The sequence below is a fragment of the Marinomonas communis genome (genome assembly GCF_004363305.1).
Classification (GTDB): Bacteria; Pseudomonadota; Gammaproteobacteria; order Pseudomonadales; family Marinomonadaceae; genus Marinomonas; species Marinomonas communis.
Genome location: NZ_SNZA01000004.1, coordinates 209,227 through 226,991 on the forward strand (window position 1 = coordinate 209,227; position 17,765 = coordinate 226,991).

Sequence of the window (17,765 nt, forward strand, 5' to 3'; positions counted from 1 at the left end):
CTTTACTGACGAAGCAAGGTTCGCGCTTGATAAATATGCTTCACAGCTTCTTTAAACTCAAATTCATCAATTGCATGGGCTGCTTGACGCACCAAAGGCTCAATATCAGAGCGCACGCCTTGTAAAAGGGATTCACTCAATTCATCGTCAATCTCGCCAGATTCAGTAATGTAAAGCCACTCTGTTAACTGCTCAATTTGTTCTTGAACACTCATACTCCCTTCCGTATCGGAAGCCTGAGATACAGGTTCAAGGCTGGCTTCAAGACGTTCAATATCTTCGGCAAAGTCACTCCAAATGGCGGCGATATGCCCCATTGCCGCAGACATTTCTCCCAGACAGTGTCCATCTGCAGCTTTTTCTAACGCACTAAAATATTGATACAACGGCAGCAATGCTAAGTTGCCAGTGAGCCCTTTTAGGGCATGAGAGCGATCTGCCAATTTAGCCCATTCCTCTAACTCAATGTAGCCTTGCAAGACCTCTAGTAAGCCTTGGTGTTTATGATAAAACTTAACCACCTCAGCAACATAAACGCTGTACTCGCCCCATAATTCCATTCCTTTGCCTAAATGAACCACATGAAACTTTGGTGCGCCAATCACGGCACTCGATGCCATGACTGAGGCGAGCTCGTTCGCTTCTAGTTGCAGCACTTTGGCAATTTCCTGCATAAGTTGCGCTAAATCGACAGGCTTATTCGCAAAACCACTCATCCCGGCTTCTTGGGCCTGAACACGATCCTCAAGCAATACACTGGCCGTCAGAGCAATCACAGGTGTGCAATCTAAACCAGCACTCGCTTCAAACGCCCGAATCGTATGAGTGGCTTCTAAGCCATCCATATTTGGCATTTGAATATCCATTAAAACCACTTGTGGACGCACGTCTTTAAAGACTTCGACGGCTTCGACACCATCATTAGCCATATAGACAGTATGACCTTGCTTGGTCAGCATAATATTCAATAACGTTAAGTTTTCTTCGATATCATCCGCGACCAGTATACGAAGAGGAGGTAACTTAAGTAGCTGATTTGTCTCAGCAAGGTCTTGTTGCTCAGCTTTATGGAGTGGAATATCAAAATAGAAACAACTGCCATCACCAAGGCGACTTTCAAGGTGAATGGTGCCTCCCATCAATTCCACTAACTGTTTTGAAATGGTCGTGCCTAGGCCAGTTCCCCCAAAACGGCGGCTCATGGACGCATCCGCTTGGGTAAAAGCTTCAAAGATTTGATTCACACGCTCTTGTGGAATACCAATACCAGTGTCATGCACCGCAAATCGCACCCAATCTTTACGACCTGCAACAGGGGTTACTCTTAATGAAACCGAACCTGACTCCGTAAATTTGATGCCATTCCCCACTAGGTTGATCAATACCTGTCGGATACGATCCTCAGCCCCTTCGACCACTTGCGGCAATTCAGGGCTGACTTCTAAATTCAGCGCTAAGCCTTTATTTTTAGCCTGCAACCAAAGCGTAGAAATCACTGTGTCAACGCAGCTTGATAAACGAAACGGCTGCATATCCAGCTCCAATTTGTTTTTATCGAGTTTGGCGCTGTCTAAAATGTCGTTCAGTAGATGCAACAGTGACTGTGCAGACTGACTGATTGTCTGCAAATGCTTACGCGTTTCAGTCGGCAAAGAAGAGTCGAGCAAAATGCTACTAAAACCAATGATAGCATTCATCGGTGTGCGTATTTCATGGCTCATATTCGCTAGGAATGAGGCTTTGGCTTCCGCTGCTTCTTCGGCTCTGGACTTCGCTTCTCGTAGCTCTTGTTCCATCGCTTTTCGAGAAGTGATGTCCAACATAACACCATCGATCCATTTCGCATTGTGGTTGTTATCGTAAACAATAGTGCCGCTCTCAAGCACCCACAAAATGCGACCGTCCTGATGGGTCACGCGATACTCAACCTCATAACGATCTTGCTTGCCTACCGCTTCTTCAAAAAACGCCACAACGCGATCTTGATCTTCAGGGTGAAGCCAAGAGCCAAAGCTCAGCGTTCCTTCTAAATACTCCTGAGCACTATGACCATTTAAGTCATAGATGGCTTCTGACAGAAATAATGGCGTCCAGTTTTCATCCAGTAAGCAACGGAACGATACCCCTGGAATGTTTCGGATCAGAGAACTTAAACGCTCCTCACTTTTGTAGATGCGTTCTTCCATCTCTCTTCGCTGAGAGATATCCGAAGCGAAGCCAACGTATAGAAGCTCTCCATTAGGTAGGTTAATTCGACCGATACCCAATTGTATTGGAAATAAACGCCCAGCTTTGTTCCGGGCCATGAGCTCACGGTTGGTTCCCACTACGCTGGTATTGGCAAGGGCAAAATACTCCACCAAAAAGCCATCGTATTGCGCATCACCTTTATCTGGAAACAGCAGATCAACCGACTGTCCAGTGGCTTCACATTCCGTCCAGCCAAACATGGCCTGCGCAGCCGTATTAAATTCTTGAATGATACCTTTGGCATTGATGGTGATGACCGCATCGGTTGCAGTATCTAAAATCGCCTGAGTGCGTGCTTCACTGGCACTTTGTTCTATCAACAACTGACGGTAACGTAGTTGCGAGCTCACGTTCATCGCAAGAATGAAAATCAAGAAAGAGAAAATCGAAACGGCATAGCCCATTTCGCTGTTATCACCAGGAGGAAGCGCAAGGAAACTAGAAGAAGAGCCTTTAATAAAGTAAGCAGCCGCCATGCCGGTATAATGCATTCCGGAAATAGCGCAGCCCATAATGGCGGCAATAATAAACTTAATTCGAATGGTGGGCATATCTGGAAACGTGAGTTTCATCGCCCTTCTGGCAAGCAAGGCAACGCAGGCCAGCACCACAGCAACCACAACAGATAATGCAAACAAATAGGGGTTATATTTCACGGTAAGGTGCATATCCATAGCAGCCATACCTACGTAGTGCATGGTGCCGATCCCAGCGCCGACAATGACACCATTACGCAGCGTTAGTCTAAGAGAAAGCGCATCTTTCTCCTGAACGTAAATCAAAGACTTGAGTACTATCAGACTGGCAACAAAAGCTGGGATAAGTGATAAGACCGTGAGAAACCAATCATAATCCATATGATGAGGGAGCTTAAATGCGAGCATGCCAACGAAATGCATACTCCAAATACCGCCCGCTAAAATCAGCGCGCCAGTTGCCGTAGCAATATGCCGATATCGAGCCAATACGATATGACGAGCGGTTTCCGCTAACCTCAGTGCAAAAAATGATGCACTGGAAGCAAGTAGTATGGACAAAATCACCAGTGGAGAGTCATACTGCCCTTGAACAAGAAGGGCTGAGTCGACACTCGTAGTAAACATTTGGGTTAGCCAATTCATTAAGGCGAAGATCTCAAATCAATCGGTGCGTCCAGCTTATCTCATCGCACACAGTCTAACTGTAGCAGTCTCGAAACACTATTTGACAGTTTATACTGTCAAATTCCATAGTAGTTCCTTACAACAAAAATACACAATCTATTTAAGGAAGTATAACCATGGCAATGGATTATTCCTCTCACGACTTTTTACTTTCCCATACAAAAGACATCTTGGCGTTCTACGAACCTGTCGTGAAAGACCCTGCGGGTGGCTTCTTTCAGAATTTTCTCGATGATGGTCAGGTATTTGACTCTAAAACCCGCCACTTGGTGTCGTCCACACGCTTTGTATTCAATTATTCTGAAGCCTACCGTCGTGGTTATGGAGACCATTACGCTGATTGGGCTCGAGATGGTTTAGCCTTTATAGAGCAAGAGCATTATCTAGCGAATTCAAATCACTATGCTTGGATGCTAGGCGATACCATCGACAAAACCGCTATGGCCTATGGTCATGCATTTGTGGTGTTGGCTTATGCGCATGCCCATATGGCTGATATCGTCGATGCAAAAGATAAGCTTTCAGACCTGTATTCATGGTTAGATGATAACTTCTATCAACCTGATCACAACGCCTACGCAGACGAGCGCTCGGGGGAGCTTTCGACTCTTGACCCATACCGCGGTCAGAATGCCAATATGCATATGTGCGAAGCTTTTATCGCGGCCTATAAAGCCATTGGCGATCAACGTTTCTTAGAACGCGCTAAACGCCTTGCGCAAAAGTTTGCTGGAGAATTATGTGACCTAGCTGGCGGCATGATTTGGGAACACTACCATCAAGATTGGCAACCGGACTGGCAATATAACATTGATAAGCCGGACGACTTGTTTAAGCCATGGGGGTTTCAACCTGGCCATCAAGTGGAGTGGACCAAACTGCTACTGCAATTACACCAATTGAGCCCTGAGTCATGGTATGTGGAACGCGCTAAAAGTCTGTTTGATCAAGCGGTTAAATACGGTTGGGATAAAGAGCACGGAGGTTTAGTCTATGGCTTTGCTCCGAAAACTTACGAATTTGCCGATGCTCAGAAATACTTCTGGGTCCAAGCTGAGGCGATTGCAGCGGCTTATCGTTTATACAAAGTGACTGATGAGCAAACCTATCTCGACTGGTATCAAACACTTTGGCAATACAGCTGGGACCATTTGATCGATCATACTCACGGTGCTTGGTTCCGCATTGTGGCACGTAATGGCGATAAAATTACCACCGAGAAATCGCCAATGGGGAAAGTGGACTACCACACGCTAGGAGCTTGTTGGGATGTTATGGACAATATGACAGCAGCGCCTAACTGAGTATAAAAAAAAGCCAGCGAAAGCTGGCTGTATAAAGCGGGATCACACTACTCTTACGAGAATTCACTACATATTTGGGTAATTAGGTCCCCCTGTTCCTTCAGGTGTTACCCAAGTTATATTCTGCGCCGGGTCTTTAATGTCACAGGTCTTACAATGCAGACAGTTTTGCGCATTGATTTGTAATGATGGACCTGTTTCTTTCTCTACGATCTCGTATACGCCAGCAGGACAATAACGTTGTGCTGGCTCAGCAAACTGACTTAGGTTACTGCCTGTTGGGATGCTGTCGTCTGCAAGCGTTAAATGACAAGGCTGATCTTCTTCATGGTTGGTATTAGATAAAAATACCGATGAAAGACGATCAAAGCTTAGTTTGCCATCAGGTTTTGGATAATCGATCTTTTTAGCACTGGCGATATTTTGCAATTGCGCATGATCAAGAGACGTATCATGAAGCGTGATCGGCATATTACCGCCCAATAAATTCTGATCAACGAAGTTAAATGCTCCACCCCAGAAAGTACCGAACTTATGCATAGCTGGCGCAAAATTGCGCGTTCTGTATAGCTCTTGCTTTAACCATGAATCGTCAAACAGAGCGTTAAATGTGTCGCCAATCGATAAGCTAGTGTCTGCTAACACCTTATTAATCGCTTCCGCGGCAATCATGCCTGACTTCATGGCGGTATGTGTGCCTTTGATTTTGGCCACATTTAAGGTACCAGCATCACAACCCACCAACAAAGCCCCCGGCATAGTCATGGTTGGCAAGGCATTCCAACCACCTTTGGCAATCGCACGAGCACCATAAGACACTCGCTCTCCACCTTCTAGATACTGCTTAAGCACTGGATGATGTTTTAAACGCTGGAATTCTTCATAAGGGCTCATCCAAGGGTTGCTGTAATTCAGATCAACAATCAACCCTACCACCACCTGATAATTATCCGTGTGGTATAAGAAGAAACCACCACTGGCTTCCTCAAGAGGCCAGCCCGCGCCATGCAGCACAAGTCCAGGTTGATGTTTAGCAGGATCAATTTGCCACAGCTCTTTGATGCCTAGAGCATAGTGCTGTGGGTCGGCCGCGGTATCAAGGTTAAATTTGCTGATTAACTGCTTGCCTAAGTGTCCTCGACAGCCTTCCGAAAAGACCGTGTACTGGGCATGCAACTCCATGCCTTCCATATAGGTTGCGAGTTGCTCACCGGAAGCAGATACCCCCATATCACCTGTGGCAACGCCTTTCACGCGACCATCCTCATGATACAAAATCTCTGCTGCAGCAAAGCCTGGAAATATTTCCACGCCCAAACCTTCGGCCTGCTCTGCTAACCAACGACATAAGTTGCCAACACTAACAATGTAGTTGCCATCATTCTTCATGGTGTTGGGAACCAATGCATGTGGCAACTCTTTACTCAGTTCACCATCTTTTAATAGGTAAACTTCGTCTTTAGTCACAGGGGTGTTAAGAGGAGCACCCAACTCCTGCCAGTTGTCGAATAGCTCGTTCAAGGCACGAGGCTCTAGCACGGCACCGGATAATATGTGCGCACCGACCTCTGAACCTTTTTCAAGCACACATACGTTTAGGTCTGCATTAAGTTGCTTCAAACGAATGGCGGTCGACAGACCAGAAGGACCTGCGCCCACGATGACAACATCAAACTCCATCGATTCACGCATAATTGCACTCCTCTTATTCTTTTTATTTAGCGCTTAAGTTTCTAATAACAAGTGGCTTACAGTTTTTCGGTTAGCTCAGGCAACACATCAAATAGGTCACCCACTAAGCCATAATCAGCCACTTGGAAAATCGGCGCTTCTTCATCTTTGTTGACAGCTACGATGACTTTAGAGTCTTTCATACCGGCCAAATGCTGGATTGCACCAGAAATACCGAAGGCCATGTAAAGGCTTGGTGCGACGATCTTACCAGTTTGTCCCACCTGCATATCGTTTGGTACAAAGCCAGAATCCACTGCCGCACGGGAAGCCCCCACTGCTGCACCTAACTTATCTGCCAAGGCTTCAAGCAGTGCAAAGTTCTCACCACTTCCCACACCTCGACCACCGGATACAATACGCTCTGCAGCGGTCAATTCAGGACGTTCAGATTGCGTTAGTTCGTCGTTTACCCAGCTTGATAGTCCGCTGTCAGCAGGCGCAGCCAATGTTTCCACTGCAGCCGAACCGCCTGTTGCCGCAGCTTTATCAAATGCTGCCGCACGTACTGTGATGACTTTCACGGCATCATTAGAAGTAACCGTGGCAATGGCATTACCGGCATAGATTGGGCGCTGAAATTGTACGTCGCTCAATACCGCAGTGATGTCCGACAGCTGCCCAACATCTAACAAGGCTGCAACGCGTGGCATCGCATCTTTGCTAACAGAGTTAGACGGCGCCATGATATGCGAGTAATCGCCTGCCACAGATAGAATCAATTCGCTTAAGTTCTCAGCTAAATCGTAAGCAAGGCTGTCACCTTCAGCGAGCAGTACTTTGCCCACACCCGAACACTGAGCTGCGGCATCCGCAACCGCTTTAACATTCGCGCCAGCCACTAATACTGTGATGTCCGAACCAACCTGCTGCGCAGCCGTCAAAGCACTAAGCGTTGCAGGAGCCAATTCTGTACCGTTGTGTTCTGCAATAAGTAAAGTAGCCATTAGATCACCTTCGCTTCGTCTTTCAATTTCTGAATAAGCTCGTCTACGGACCCCACTTTCACGCCACCTTGGCGCGCAGCAGGTGCTTCCACCTTATCGAGCTGAATGTGTTGTTTTACTTCCACACCCAGATCCGCAAACGTTTTTGTCTCAAGCGGCTTGCGCTTTGCCTTCATAATGTCTGGCAACTTGGCAAAACGAGGTTCATTCAGACGTAAATCGGTCGTCACGATGGCTGGTAGCGCTAACTTAACCGTACGCAGTCCCCCATCAATTTCTCGAGTGACTGCCACGTGTCCAGATTCAACCGATACGTTTGAAGCAAACGTACCCTGTGGGCGTTTTGTCAGTGCTGCTAACATTTGACCGACTTGGTTGTTGTCTGAATCAATAGACTGTTTGCCTAAAATGACCAATTCAGCCCCTTCGTCAGCCATCAATTTGGCAAAAGTTTTAGCAACCGTTAGTGGCTCTGCTGTGTCTTCTGTTTCGACTAAAATAGCGCGATCCGCACCTAATGCCATGGCAGTACGCAACTGCTCTTGACTCGCACTGGAGCCCACACTAACCGCGATGACTTCGGTTGCAATGCCCGCCTCTTTTAAACGGATGGCTTCTTCTACTGCGATCTCACAAAATGGATTGATCGCCATTTTGGTATTACTTAAATCCACGTCTGTGTTATCTGATTTGACGCGCACTTTCACGTTGTAATCAATGACGCGTTTGACACCGACTAATACTTTCATAATTGTCACCTAGATATACTTTTTCTTATAACAATAAACGCCAACTACCGTTTAAGAGTCGCTTCTATACTGGCATTCTTCAATAACATTAAACGCTAATTACACTGACAGAATGAGGCTCTTGATAAAGTTCGGCCACTTGGTCCGCACGATGTTCCTGAACATTTCTTTGATTTAACGAGCCTTTATCTGTTACCTCATGTGCATCCAAACAAGGCGCTTCATGCTGCAAAAGAATTCGTGCTACTACCGTTGAACTGCCCGTTCCCTGAGCAGCAAATGCTCTCAGCTTCTCTAGAAATATAGTTCGAACTTTCGCATGGTGAACGACTTTTTCATCAGATAAGTGCGCGGCTTCCTCACCAATCAGGGCACGGCACTGGGCCAAGTCTGGAAACACTAAACCAGTTATGTCAGCGCGATTAGTTCCGCACAAAACAATGTCCTGAACCCATGGCGCAAAGGCACTGATAAACTTGGCACGAAGCGTTCCAGCACTGACCCAAGTGCCACTGTCTAATTTGAAGTCTTCTGATACGCGTCCATCGAATCTGAAACCACGATTAGGATTATTTTCATCCAAGTAAGCAAAAGCATCGCCCAGACAATAAAAGCCTTCTTCATCAAACGATTTGGCGGTTAATTCAGGTTGGCGCCAATAGCCAGGCATCACGGTTACGGCTTTTACACGAGCTTCTAACTTGCCTTCATTGGGTACTAATTTCAGGGTAACGCCAGGTGCTGGTTTTCCAATCACGCCTGATGCACTTTCTTCAATGGAGGCAAAAGTCACCGATGGCGCTGTCTCAGTCGCACCAAGCCCTGTCAGCATTGGGATTTTCTTGCCAGTGTACTGAATGGCTAACGCATCAATATCGTCCCAAATATGCTGCGCCATACCCGCGGCGGCAAAAAACATAAACTGAAGTCGTGAAAAGAATTTACGTGCCAGATCATCGTCTTGTTTAAGTTTCTTAACCAGCAGCTCAAAGCCTTTGGGCACGTTGAAATACACTGTCGGAGCAATCTCAGCGAGATTGTTCAATGTTTTATGAAAGTGCGCTTCGGTAGGCTTACCATCATCAAGATAAAAAGAACCGCCATTGTATAAAGCAATACTGACGTTATGGTTACCACCGAAGGTATGGTTCCAAGGTAGCCAATCCACCATCACAGGCGGTTCTTCCGCAAGGAAAGCCATGGTGTCACGGATCATCACCGCATTCGCACATAGCATCCGGTGGGTATTCATTACGCCTTTTGGCATACCGGTCGTACCAGAGGTAAACAGTATTTTGGCGACGGTATCTCCTGTGACTTCCGCATTGCGCTGCTCAATCTCAGGGGCGATTTCATGTTCCCAGAACGATGCAAAGGAAACAGTAGGATTTTCAATCTGCTCTGCATTCTTATCACCATACATCACCGCCACAGGGATATCGGTGCCCGCGACGGCTTTAATCGCCTTTTCATAAGGCGCCAGTTTATCTACTACTATCAGGCCAGGTGTCAGCAGCTCGACAACGTGCTTTAACTTGGCGTAGTCAGTAGCAACCAACGAGTAGGCCGGTGAGATCGGGGCATGAGGCACGCCAATGTAGTACCCTGCCATGGCTAACATCAAATGCTCTAAACTGTTACCGGATAAAAAGGCGATAGGACGCTCTGGGGATACCGGCTGCTCTAATAACCAGGATGCAAGTTGGCGAACTTTAGTCAGCGCTTCAGCGTAGGTATAACGTTCCCATTCTCCAGTGTTGTCTCGTTGTGCTATGAACACGGTATTAGGCGTTTCCTCTGCCCAATGAACAAGACGATCCGTCAAACAACGAGCATATTCTGCAAGGGGTGTTTGGCATTGAACAATCTGCTCTCCATTATCCCGTTTCTCGATCGCAACAGAGTGACTCACCACCTTAATTGGATGGAATTCGCTGGTCATTTTATTCTCCTGAAACTTGTTATTTTTATTCGTTCAAAGAAGGTTATGTCCCTATTTCCTAGGAACTAGAATTCATAGTTTCCGACGCCATTTTGCTCTTCTATTACAGTCGTCAAAGCCGCTTGAGCCTGAGGCAGCTTATAAGCGCTGTAAAACTCCGCCAGCGCTACGACATTGCCAAAGAAGACCTCATCTTGAGCTTTGCTTACTTGTGCCTGCTGCGCCAATTCAGCCAATTGCCAAGCACAGCATATCCCCCCTAAAGCATTTAAAAATGGCACCGCTACAGCATCCAATTGAGCTAATTCAGCACTTGGATTGAGTATCGTGCTATCCAAGACATGAGCCAGTTGATTCAATACTTGCCCTAAGCGCTGGTTAACAACACTATCTGGACTTTTTTCAACAACGTCTCGAATGTCTGCCATCAGCTCACTAATACAACGACCTTGGTCCATACGAATCTTGCGGTGTAATAAATCTTTCGCTTGGATCCCTGTCGTACCTTCGTAGATGGTTGTAATGCGTACATCACGCATCACTTGTGCGATACCCGTTTCTTCAACAAAGCCCATCCCGCCATAAACTTGAATGGCGTCGCCCACTAATTCATTCGCTTGTTCCGTAGCAAACCCTTTAAAGATAGGCGTTAGTAAGGCAATACGTTTTTCCGCTGCCTGTGCAGTTTCAGCATCCTTAGACTGCTCGGCGACATCAATCAAAGCAGCGATTTGATAACCTAATGAGCGCAGTGCAAAGCTTTCCGAGCGAAGGTTAAGGAGCATGCGCTTCACATCAGGGTGTTCAATAATCGCTACACGTTGCCCATCGGCACCGGCGCCCTGCACGCGTTCTTTTGAGTATTGCTGTGCTTTTTGGAACGCCAGTTCACTTAGCCCCACACCTTGCATACCACAGCTTAAGCGAGCTTCGTTCATCAACACGAACATCGCCATCAGACCTTGGTTTAGGTTGCCGATTAATTCACCGACACAAGCATCGTTATCGCCGTAACTGATCGAACACGTTGGGCTACCGTGAAGGCCTGTTTTATGCTCAATCCCCGTACAGCGGATATCGTTAAATTCACCGCAGGAACCGTCTTCATTAACGCGGTATTTAGGTACAGCAAATAAAGAAAGGCCTCGGCTCCCTGCAGGGGCATCCGGTGTGCGAGCTAATACTAAATGGACAATGTTCTCAGCCATATCGTGCTCACCATAGGTGATGTAGATTTTTTGACCTTTGATCTGGTAAGTGCCGTCCGTTTGAGGGATCGCTTTGGTTGTCAGCGCGCCCAGGTCAGAACCTGCATTGGGTTCAGTTAAGGCCATTGCCACCGTCCATTCACCCGTGACAATTTGCGTTAAATAACGGGCTTTTAGCTCATCAGATCCGAACTTCAATAGAATCTCTGAGCCACCCTGCGCCAATGCCGCAAACATGACAAATGCTAGGTTGCTCGACAACCACATTTCGTTCACTGGCTGAGCAATGTACTTCGGTAAGCCTTGACCACCGTATTCTTCGGGTAGTGCTAACCCGATCCAACCAGAATCACGAAATTGCGCGTACGCATCTTTCCAACCCGTTGGCGTGGTTACTTGACCATCAGAGAATGTACAGCCTTCAACATCACCGACCATATTTAGGGGAGCGAGTACACCACTCGCAAACTTGTTTGCCTCATCCATGATGGCATTTGCAAGATCCAGGTCGAAGTCTTGTAAGGATTCAAGGTTACCAAGTTGTTGAGTTTGATAGGCTTGCTCAACTAACCATTGCATGTCTTTGTATGGGGCTTGGTAGCTCATCATCGATCTCCTATTTTGCCGCCATACGGATTGCGCCATCCAGACGAATGACTTCACCGTTCAACATACAGTTCTCGATAATTTGTTGCGCCAGCATGGCGAACTCATCAGGGTCGCCCAAACGTGGTGGAAATGGCACCGCTGCACCTAATGACTGCTGCACTTCCTCAGGAAGAACATCCATCATTGGTGTTTTGAAGATACCTGGAGCAATGGTCATCACACGAATACCAAAGCGCGCTAGCTCACGAGCGATCGGTAGTGTCATCGCCGTCACGCCGCCTTTCGATGCGGAATAAGCCGCTTGACCAATCTGACCGTCAAAGGCTGCCACCGAAGCCGTATTAATAATCACACCGCGCTCTGAAGTCGATTGCGGCTCGTTGTGCTGCATTTTGTCGGCTGTTAAACGAATCATGTTAAACGTACCAAGTAAGTTCACTCGTAGCGCACGCTCAAACCCCGCTAGCGAATGAGGACCTTCTCGACCGACAACACGCTCAGCACCAGGAATACCCGCGCAGTTCACCAAACCATTGATTTCACCAAACGTGGCAACCGCTTGATCCAAAGACGCTTGCACCGATGCTTCATCAGAAATATCAGTCACCGTGAACTGTACCCGTTCACCTAAGCTTTCAGCGACGCGCTTTAGACCCTCTTCGTTTAGGTCTGCTAACGAAACGCTTGCCCCTAAACCATGTAGACGACGTGCAACGGCTTCCCCAATACCGGAAGCTGAACCTGTAACAACAAAGTGACGACCTTGAACTTGCATGATTAAACTCCTGTACTGACTTATTTCTTCTTACGGTTTAGGAAGGACTCGATACGTGCTTTCACTTCGTCACTGGTTTGCGTGATGCCGCAAATAAGCGATTCCGTGTACAAACCATCATCAGCGGCCATGTTGCTGATGTGTGCTAGCCCCGTGGTCATTGCCCAGTTTGAGTATTTAGAGTTTTTCGCGATGCTCGCCGCAAGTTCCATGGCTTTATCCAATGATGCACCGTTTTCCACTACGTAATGCCCTAAGCCAATGCGGTAACCTTCTTCGGCATCTACGTCACGGCCCGTCAACATCATCTCAGTCATACGGCTAGTACCGATAACACGAGCCACGTTTACCGATGCGCCACCACCAACGAAGATGCCATGACGGCCTTCTGGTAGACGGTAAAAAGTCCCCTTTTCAGTCACACGAATGTGTGCACAGATCGCCAGCTCCAAACCACCGCCGATGACCGCACCTTGCATGGCCGCAATCACCGGGATGCCAGAGTTTTGAATATGACCAAACACGCGATGCCACATATTGGAATGCTTAACGACTTCGAATGGTTCGCGAGCTTTATGTTCAGCAAGGTCTAGCCCAGCGCAGAACTCAGGGCCAGCGCCAGAGAAGACGATAACGTTGACGTCATCAGGAAGGTTAATAAACGCATGCTCAATTTCTAGACACAGAGAGTCATTGATCGCGTTCTTTTTTTCAGGTCGATTCAATCGAAGATGACCGATGCCATGCTCCACTGAGAATTCGATAAATTGATAAGTTGTCATTCGCTTACCTCTTGTTTTTATGCTTATGGCTGAGGTGCCTTATGTAGCGTGAATTACTTGTTAAATTCATAATAGTTGTATTACTAAACAAATGTCAAACACAACTATTTATATTTTTCTCAAAAAAAAGCCACACACGTGTGTGGCTAAATATGGAGCGTACTAAGTACTATCGATCCGTTACTCGGATCACGGTTGCCATACCTGTATCACCCGCTGCACAGCCGGTAAACAAGCCATAACCACCGCCTCGCAGGGCAAGCTCTTCAATCATTTCTATCATGGCACGTAAGCCTGTTGGCCCTTGTGGATGCCCCCAAATTAGTGAGCAACCAAAATTGTTCATTTGCATCACATCGATATTCAAAGCTTTCGCTAACGCCACATCATTCACGGCAAAGGGGTTATGGGTTTTAATGGCATCAACTTGCTCAATACTGATACCCGCCATGTGTAAAGCACGCTTAGCCGCTTCAATCGGTGCTGCTGGCATATAGGCCAAATCGTCTCGCGCTTGCCCAAAACCCAATACCTCTACTTTGATAGAGCTATTCGCAGATAACGCTTGCGCCTTGTCACTGTGACAAACAATGATGGCCGCATTACCGTCGGCTGGGTGTGTCTGATTACCAAAGGTAATCACTCCCCCTTCCATTACTGGTTTTAGCTTTGCCAAGCCTTCCGCTGTGGTTGGGAATACTCCCTCGTCCCCGGTTACCACACACGCTTCTTTTTTGAAATTAGGCGTTGGCACAGACAGAGGTAGTGTCATGTAACGTTTTTGAAAGGCTTGCTCGTCTTTTAGAGCTTCTTGATACTGTTCGTAACGACGCAAAGTAACAGCGTCCAATTCTTCACGGGTGATATCAAAACGTTTGGCCACGTTCTCACCGGTTTGCATCATAGAATGTCCACCCATTGGATCATTCATCATGTTGTAAAACACTTGATCCTCTGACTGCCCCGCCCCGCCAATACCTTGCGGATTCGGATAGAAAATGTGCGGACCATTGGAACAACGATCAGCCGCCATCAATAGCGATACACTGGCCATACCACACATCACTTCAGATGCCGCCGCAAATAGACCACGAGCACTGGTGGCACACACTTGGTTTACCACATGCCCTGGCGTATGCACGGCACCAATATCAAATAGCGGCCAAGGTGCACCATTGAATGATTGATACTGGTTGATGGTCATGCCCAGTACGCCGGAGTCGAACACTGTCGGGTCTATTGAGCGTTTAGCCAATTCTTGCTTTGCAACGTGAGCCGCGAATTTCATTGAATGCAGGTACTGCAAGGAACCCTGCCACTTTGTAAACGGTGTACTCCAATACGCACCGTATGGAATCTCTACATTTTGCATTGTCATTTAGGTCACCCTGATTGTTGTTATTTTGCAGAACCTGCCATGAATTCACCTAAACCTCCCCATGACTCTTGGAAGATCTGCTCTGGCATCGCTTTTAAATCGTCGGCAATGATGGGCTTGAAATCCATCATGCTTAACACGTCTTTCTCAAGATCAAGACCAGGCGCAATCTCCGTCAGCACCATGCCTTCTTGGCGTAGCTCTAACACACAGCGCTCCGTAATAAAGAACACTGGTTTATTATTCGCTTGAGCAAACTCACCACTAAAGGTCACATGATCCACCTGCTCAACAAACTTACGGGTTCGGCCTTCTTCTAAGACGGACACTTTGCCACCCTCAAACGACAACTTAGCGCCGTTCACCAAGGTGCCACAGAACACGACTTTCTTGGCGGTTTGCGAGATATTAATAAAGCCACCAGGACCGACGACTTTGGGGCCAAACTTACTAACATTCAGGTTGCCGTTCTGATCCGCCTGCGCCAAACCTAAGAAGGCAATGTCCAAACCTCCGCCGTCGTAGAAATCAAATTGCGCTTCATGCTCAATAATCGCTTCTGCATTCCACGCCGCACCAAAGTCACCACCCGACGCTGGAATACCACCGTAAGTCCCCAACTCAGTCGTCAACATAAAGCGGCTTGCCACGTTTTCTTCCGCTGCCACCGAGGCCACACCGTCTGGCATGCCAATTCCAAGGTTTACAATGGCATTGTCATAAAGCTCCATCGCCGCACGACGAGCAATGATCTTACGCTCGCCAAATGGCACAGGAGGAATAGCGTTTAGAGGAATACGGGCATTACCGGCTAGGCTAGGATTGTACTCAGTAGTGATGGTTTGCATGTGCTGCTCGGCTGGCGCCACGGTCACGTAGTCAACTAGCACGCCCGGCACTTTGACATCTTTTGGTTTGATGGTTTTTGCTTCGACAAGGTATTTCACTTGCGCAATAACAATACCACCGCTATTACGCGCAGCCTGCGCCATCGGCAAGATTTCCGCTAACTGAGCTTCTTCCTCTACAGAAAGGTTGCCATGCTCATCTGCAGTCGTAGCACGAATGACAACCACATTAAGCGGGAATTTCTTATAAAGTAGCCAGTCTTCACCTTCAATATCAATGCGTTTCACCAAGTCATCGGTCGCTTTAGAGGTAACCTTGCCGCCACTTAGTAATGGATCCACGTAGGTTCCCATACCGACCTTAGTGATGACACCGGGCTTGTTACCCGCTATTTGACGCCACATGGTGGTGAGCACACCTTGTGGTAATAAGTAGCCTTCAATTTTATCCTCAACAATCATGCCTGCCATTTTCGGAGCTTGACCGGTATGACCAGATATCAAACGTTTCACTAGCCCTTCATGAGCAAGGTGGGACATTCCTGCATCTCTGCCGTCACCGCAACCACAATCGTGAATCAAAGTAAGGTCCTTTGGTTGACCCGTTTTAAGAAAACGTTGCTCCAAATGACTGGCCACTGCCTCTGCAAAATAAGACATACCAATGGTTGACCAAGCGACCGAGTCACCATCTTTAATTAGGCCTGCAGCCTGCTCTAGAGAGATCACCTTACTCATAATTCACCTTCTATTTTTAGCGTTGTTACGGTGGACCGATGTTGAAATATTTGTTTGAACTTATTTTTGTTGTACTACACAACAATTATTTTTACAAATAGTTTTGATTTGCATTGTTAAATATTCTAAAAATAAAAGAGGCGTTATCTTTTTTTCCGATGGGCGTAAGGAAAATTTGATGAAGAACATTGTTGAAAAGCTAAACAGTTTATGTAAACAATGTATGAATCGACTACGAGGAAGTAATCAGGTCGACTCAAAAACCATAAAAACACGTATAAAAAAAACAATGTGAGGTGGAAAATGAAGTATCTTGGACGCAAAGGGCTAGCGTTGGTTGCGGGTGCAGTGTTATCTGTCAATGCCATGGCAGAAGCAGAGTTTACCTTGAAACTGCACCATATGCTGCCGCCTATGTCGATGGCACATTCCAAATTTCTAGAGCCTTGGGCTGAGAAAGTGGAAGCGGAATCAAACGGGCGCATTGATATCGAGCTGTACCCCGCTATGCAACTTGGCGGTAAGCCACCTCAGTTATTCGATCAAGTCCGTAAAGGCATTTCAGACATTACATGGACGGTTGGTGGATACACTCCGGGGCGATTCCCTAAAGCAACCGTATTTGAACTTCCTTTCATGCCAAGTACCGCCAAAGCAACTTCCATGGCTTTACAAGAATATGCCGAAACCGAGATGCAAGATGAAATGAAAGACGTGCATCTACTTGCCATGCATACTCATGCACCCGGTTCATTCCACTCTCGTGAAAAAGCCATTAAAACTGGGGCTGACCTTGATGGCTTAAAAGTACGTGCGCCAAATAAAATCATGTCCGAAGGTTTTAAAGAATTCGGAGCCAACACCATCTTTATGCCTGTAACAGAAATGGCCAGCGCTATTTCAAAAGGTGTACTTGATGTCGCCGTACTTCCATACGAAGTAGTCTTACCCACTAAGATCTATGAATTGGTGAAACACCATACTGAAATTAAAGGCGATCGTGGTCTTTATACTCAGTTCTTTATTTTTGCTATGAATAAAGACGTGTATGCCGATCTGCCTGCAGATCTACAAAAAGTCATCGACGATAACTCTGGTGTCGCTCTAGCCGGTCACATCGGCACCCTGTTTGACAACTATGAGCAGCATGCTCGTTCCTACGCAGTGAAACAAGGCAACAGCTTTGATTACATTGAAGGAGCAGAATATGACGCGTGGAAAGCGAAGCTAGAACCCGTTCGTGAAGAATGGCTTGAAGACATGAATGACGACGATTATGAAGCGGAACGTTTACTTGAAAAAGCGGAAAGCTTGATTAAGAAATACGAGTCAATGTAACCA

12 protein-coding genes are annotated in these 17,765 nt (G+C 46.9%); 2 read left to right on the top strand and 10 right to left on the bottom strand.

Annotation, left to right across the window (positions count from 1 at the left end; genetic code table 11):
- Nucleotides 1-2: 2 nt before the first annotated feature.
- On the bottom strand, nt 3-3,353 hold the full coding sequence (locus tag C8D85_RS12620) for an MHYT domain-containing protein (RefSeq protein ID WP_162847585.1): 3,351 nt from the start codon (nt 3,351-3,353) through the stop codon (nt 3-5).
- A gap of 176 nt (nt 3,354-3,529) precedes the next feature.
- On the opposite strand from C8D85_RS12620, the gene C8D85_RS12625 reads away from it, so the two are divergent.
- Complete coding sequence (locus C8D85_RS12625; protein WP_211342194.1) at nt 3,530-4,717, top strand: AGE family epimerase/isomerase; 1,188 nt, start codon at nt 3,530-3,532, stop codon at nt 4,715-4,717.
- A 66-nt stretch (nt 4,718-4,783) separates the two neighbouring features.
- Here C8D85_RS12625 and C8D85_RS12630 read toward each other — a convergent pair whose 3' ends face one another.
- The 9 genes from C8D85_RS12630 to C8D85_RS12670 all read right to left on the bottom strand — a co-directional run bounded on the left by C8D85_RS12630 (nt 4,784) and on the right by C8D85_RS12670 (nt 16,424).
- Entirely contained in the window at nt 4,784-6,409 is a 1,626-nt protein-coding gene (locus C8D85_RS12630) for an electron transfer flavoprotein-ubiquinone oxidoreductase (protein ID WP_244937013.1), read from the bottom strand.
- A 56-nt stretch (nt 6,410-6,465) separates the two neighbouring features.
- Nucleotides 6,466-7,395, bottom strand: a complete 930-nt coding sequence (locus C8D85_RS12635) for an FAD-binding protein (protein ID WP_133563270.1) — start codon at nt 7,393-7,395, stop codon at nt 6,466-6,468.
- A complete protein-coding gene (locus tag C8D85_RS12640; protein WP_133563272.1) occupies nt 7,395-8,144 on the bottom strand; it encodes an electron transfer flavoprotein subunit beta/FixA family protein in 750 nt (249 codons plus the stop codon). The genes C8D85_RS12635 and C8D85_RS12640 overlap by 1 nt, the downstream gene beginning before the upstream one ends.
- A gap of 88 nt (nt 8,145-8,232) precedes the next feature.
- Entirely contained in the window at nt 8,233-10,086 is a 1,854-nt protein-coding gene (locus C8D85_RS12645) for a feruloyl-CoA synthase (RefSeq protein ID WP_133563274.1), read from the bottom strand.
- A gap of 65 nt (nt 10,087-10,151) precedes the next feature.
- The gene (locus C8D85_RS12650; protein ID WP_162847586.1) at nt 10,152-11,903 is read right to left on the bottom strand and encodes an acyl-CoA dehydrogenase family protein; all 1,752 of its coding nucleotides are present in this window, start codon (nt 11,901-11,903) and stop codon (nt 10,152-10,154) included.
- Between the two features lie 7 nt (nt 11,904-11,910).
- Nucleotides 11,911-12,678: a 3-hydroxyacyl-CoA dehydrogenase gene (locus C8D85_RS12655; RefSeq protein ID WP_133563277.1), complete on the bottom strand. Its 768-nt coding sequence runs from the start codon at nt 12,676-12,678 to the stop codon at nt 11,911-11,913.
- A gap of 20 nt (nt 12,679-12,698) precedes the next feature.
- Nucleotides 12,699-13,460, bottom strand: a complete 762-nt coding sequence (locus tag C8D85_RS12660; RefSeq protein ID WP_133563278.1) for a crotonase/enoyl-CoA hydratase family protein — start codon at nt 13,458-13,460, stop codon at nt 12,699-12,701.
- 169 nt (nt 13,461-13,629) lie between these two features.
- Nucleotides 13,630-14,838, bottom strand: a complete 1,209-nt coding sequence (locus C8D85_RS12665; protein WP_133563279.1) for a thiolase family protein — start codon at nt 14,836-14,838, stop codon at nt 13,630-13,632.
- Between the two features lie 20 nt (nt 14,839-14,858).
- Complete coding sequence (locus C8D85_RS12670) at nt 14,859-16,424, bottom strand: acyl CoA:acetate/3-ketoacid CoA transferase (protein WP_133563280.1); 1,566 nt, start codon at nt 16,422-16,424, stop codon at nt 14,859-14,861.
- 303 nt (nt 16,425-16,727) lie between these two features.
- Between C8D85_RS12670 and C8D85_RS12675 the strand changes: the two genes are divergently transcribed.
- Nucleotides 16,728-17,762, top strand: a complete 1,035-nt coding sequence (locus tag C8D85_RS12675; protein WP_133563281.1) for a TRAP transporter substrate-binding protein — start codon at nt 16,728-16,730, stop codon at nt 17,760-17,762.
- Nucleotides 17,763-17,765: the final 3 nt, after the last annotated feature.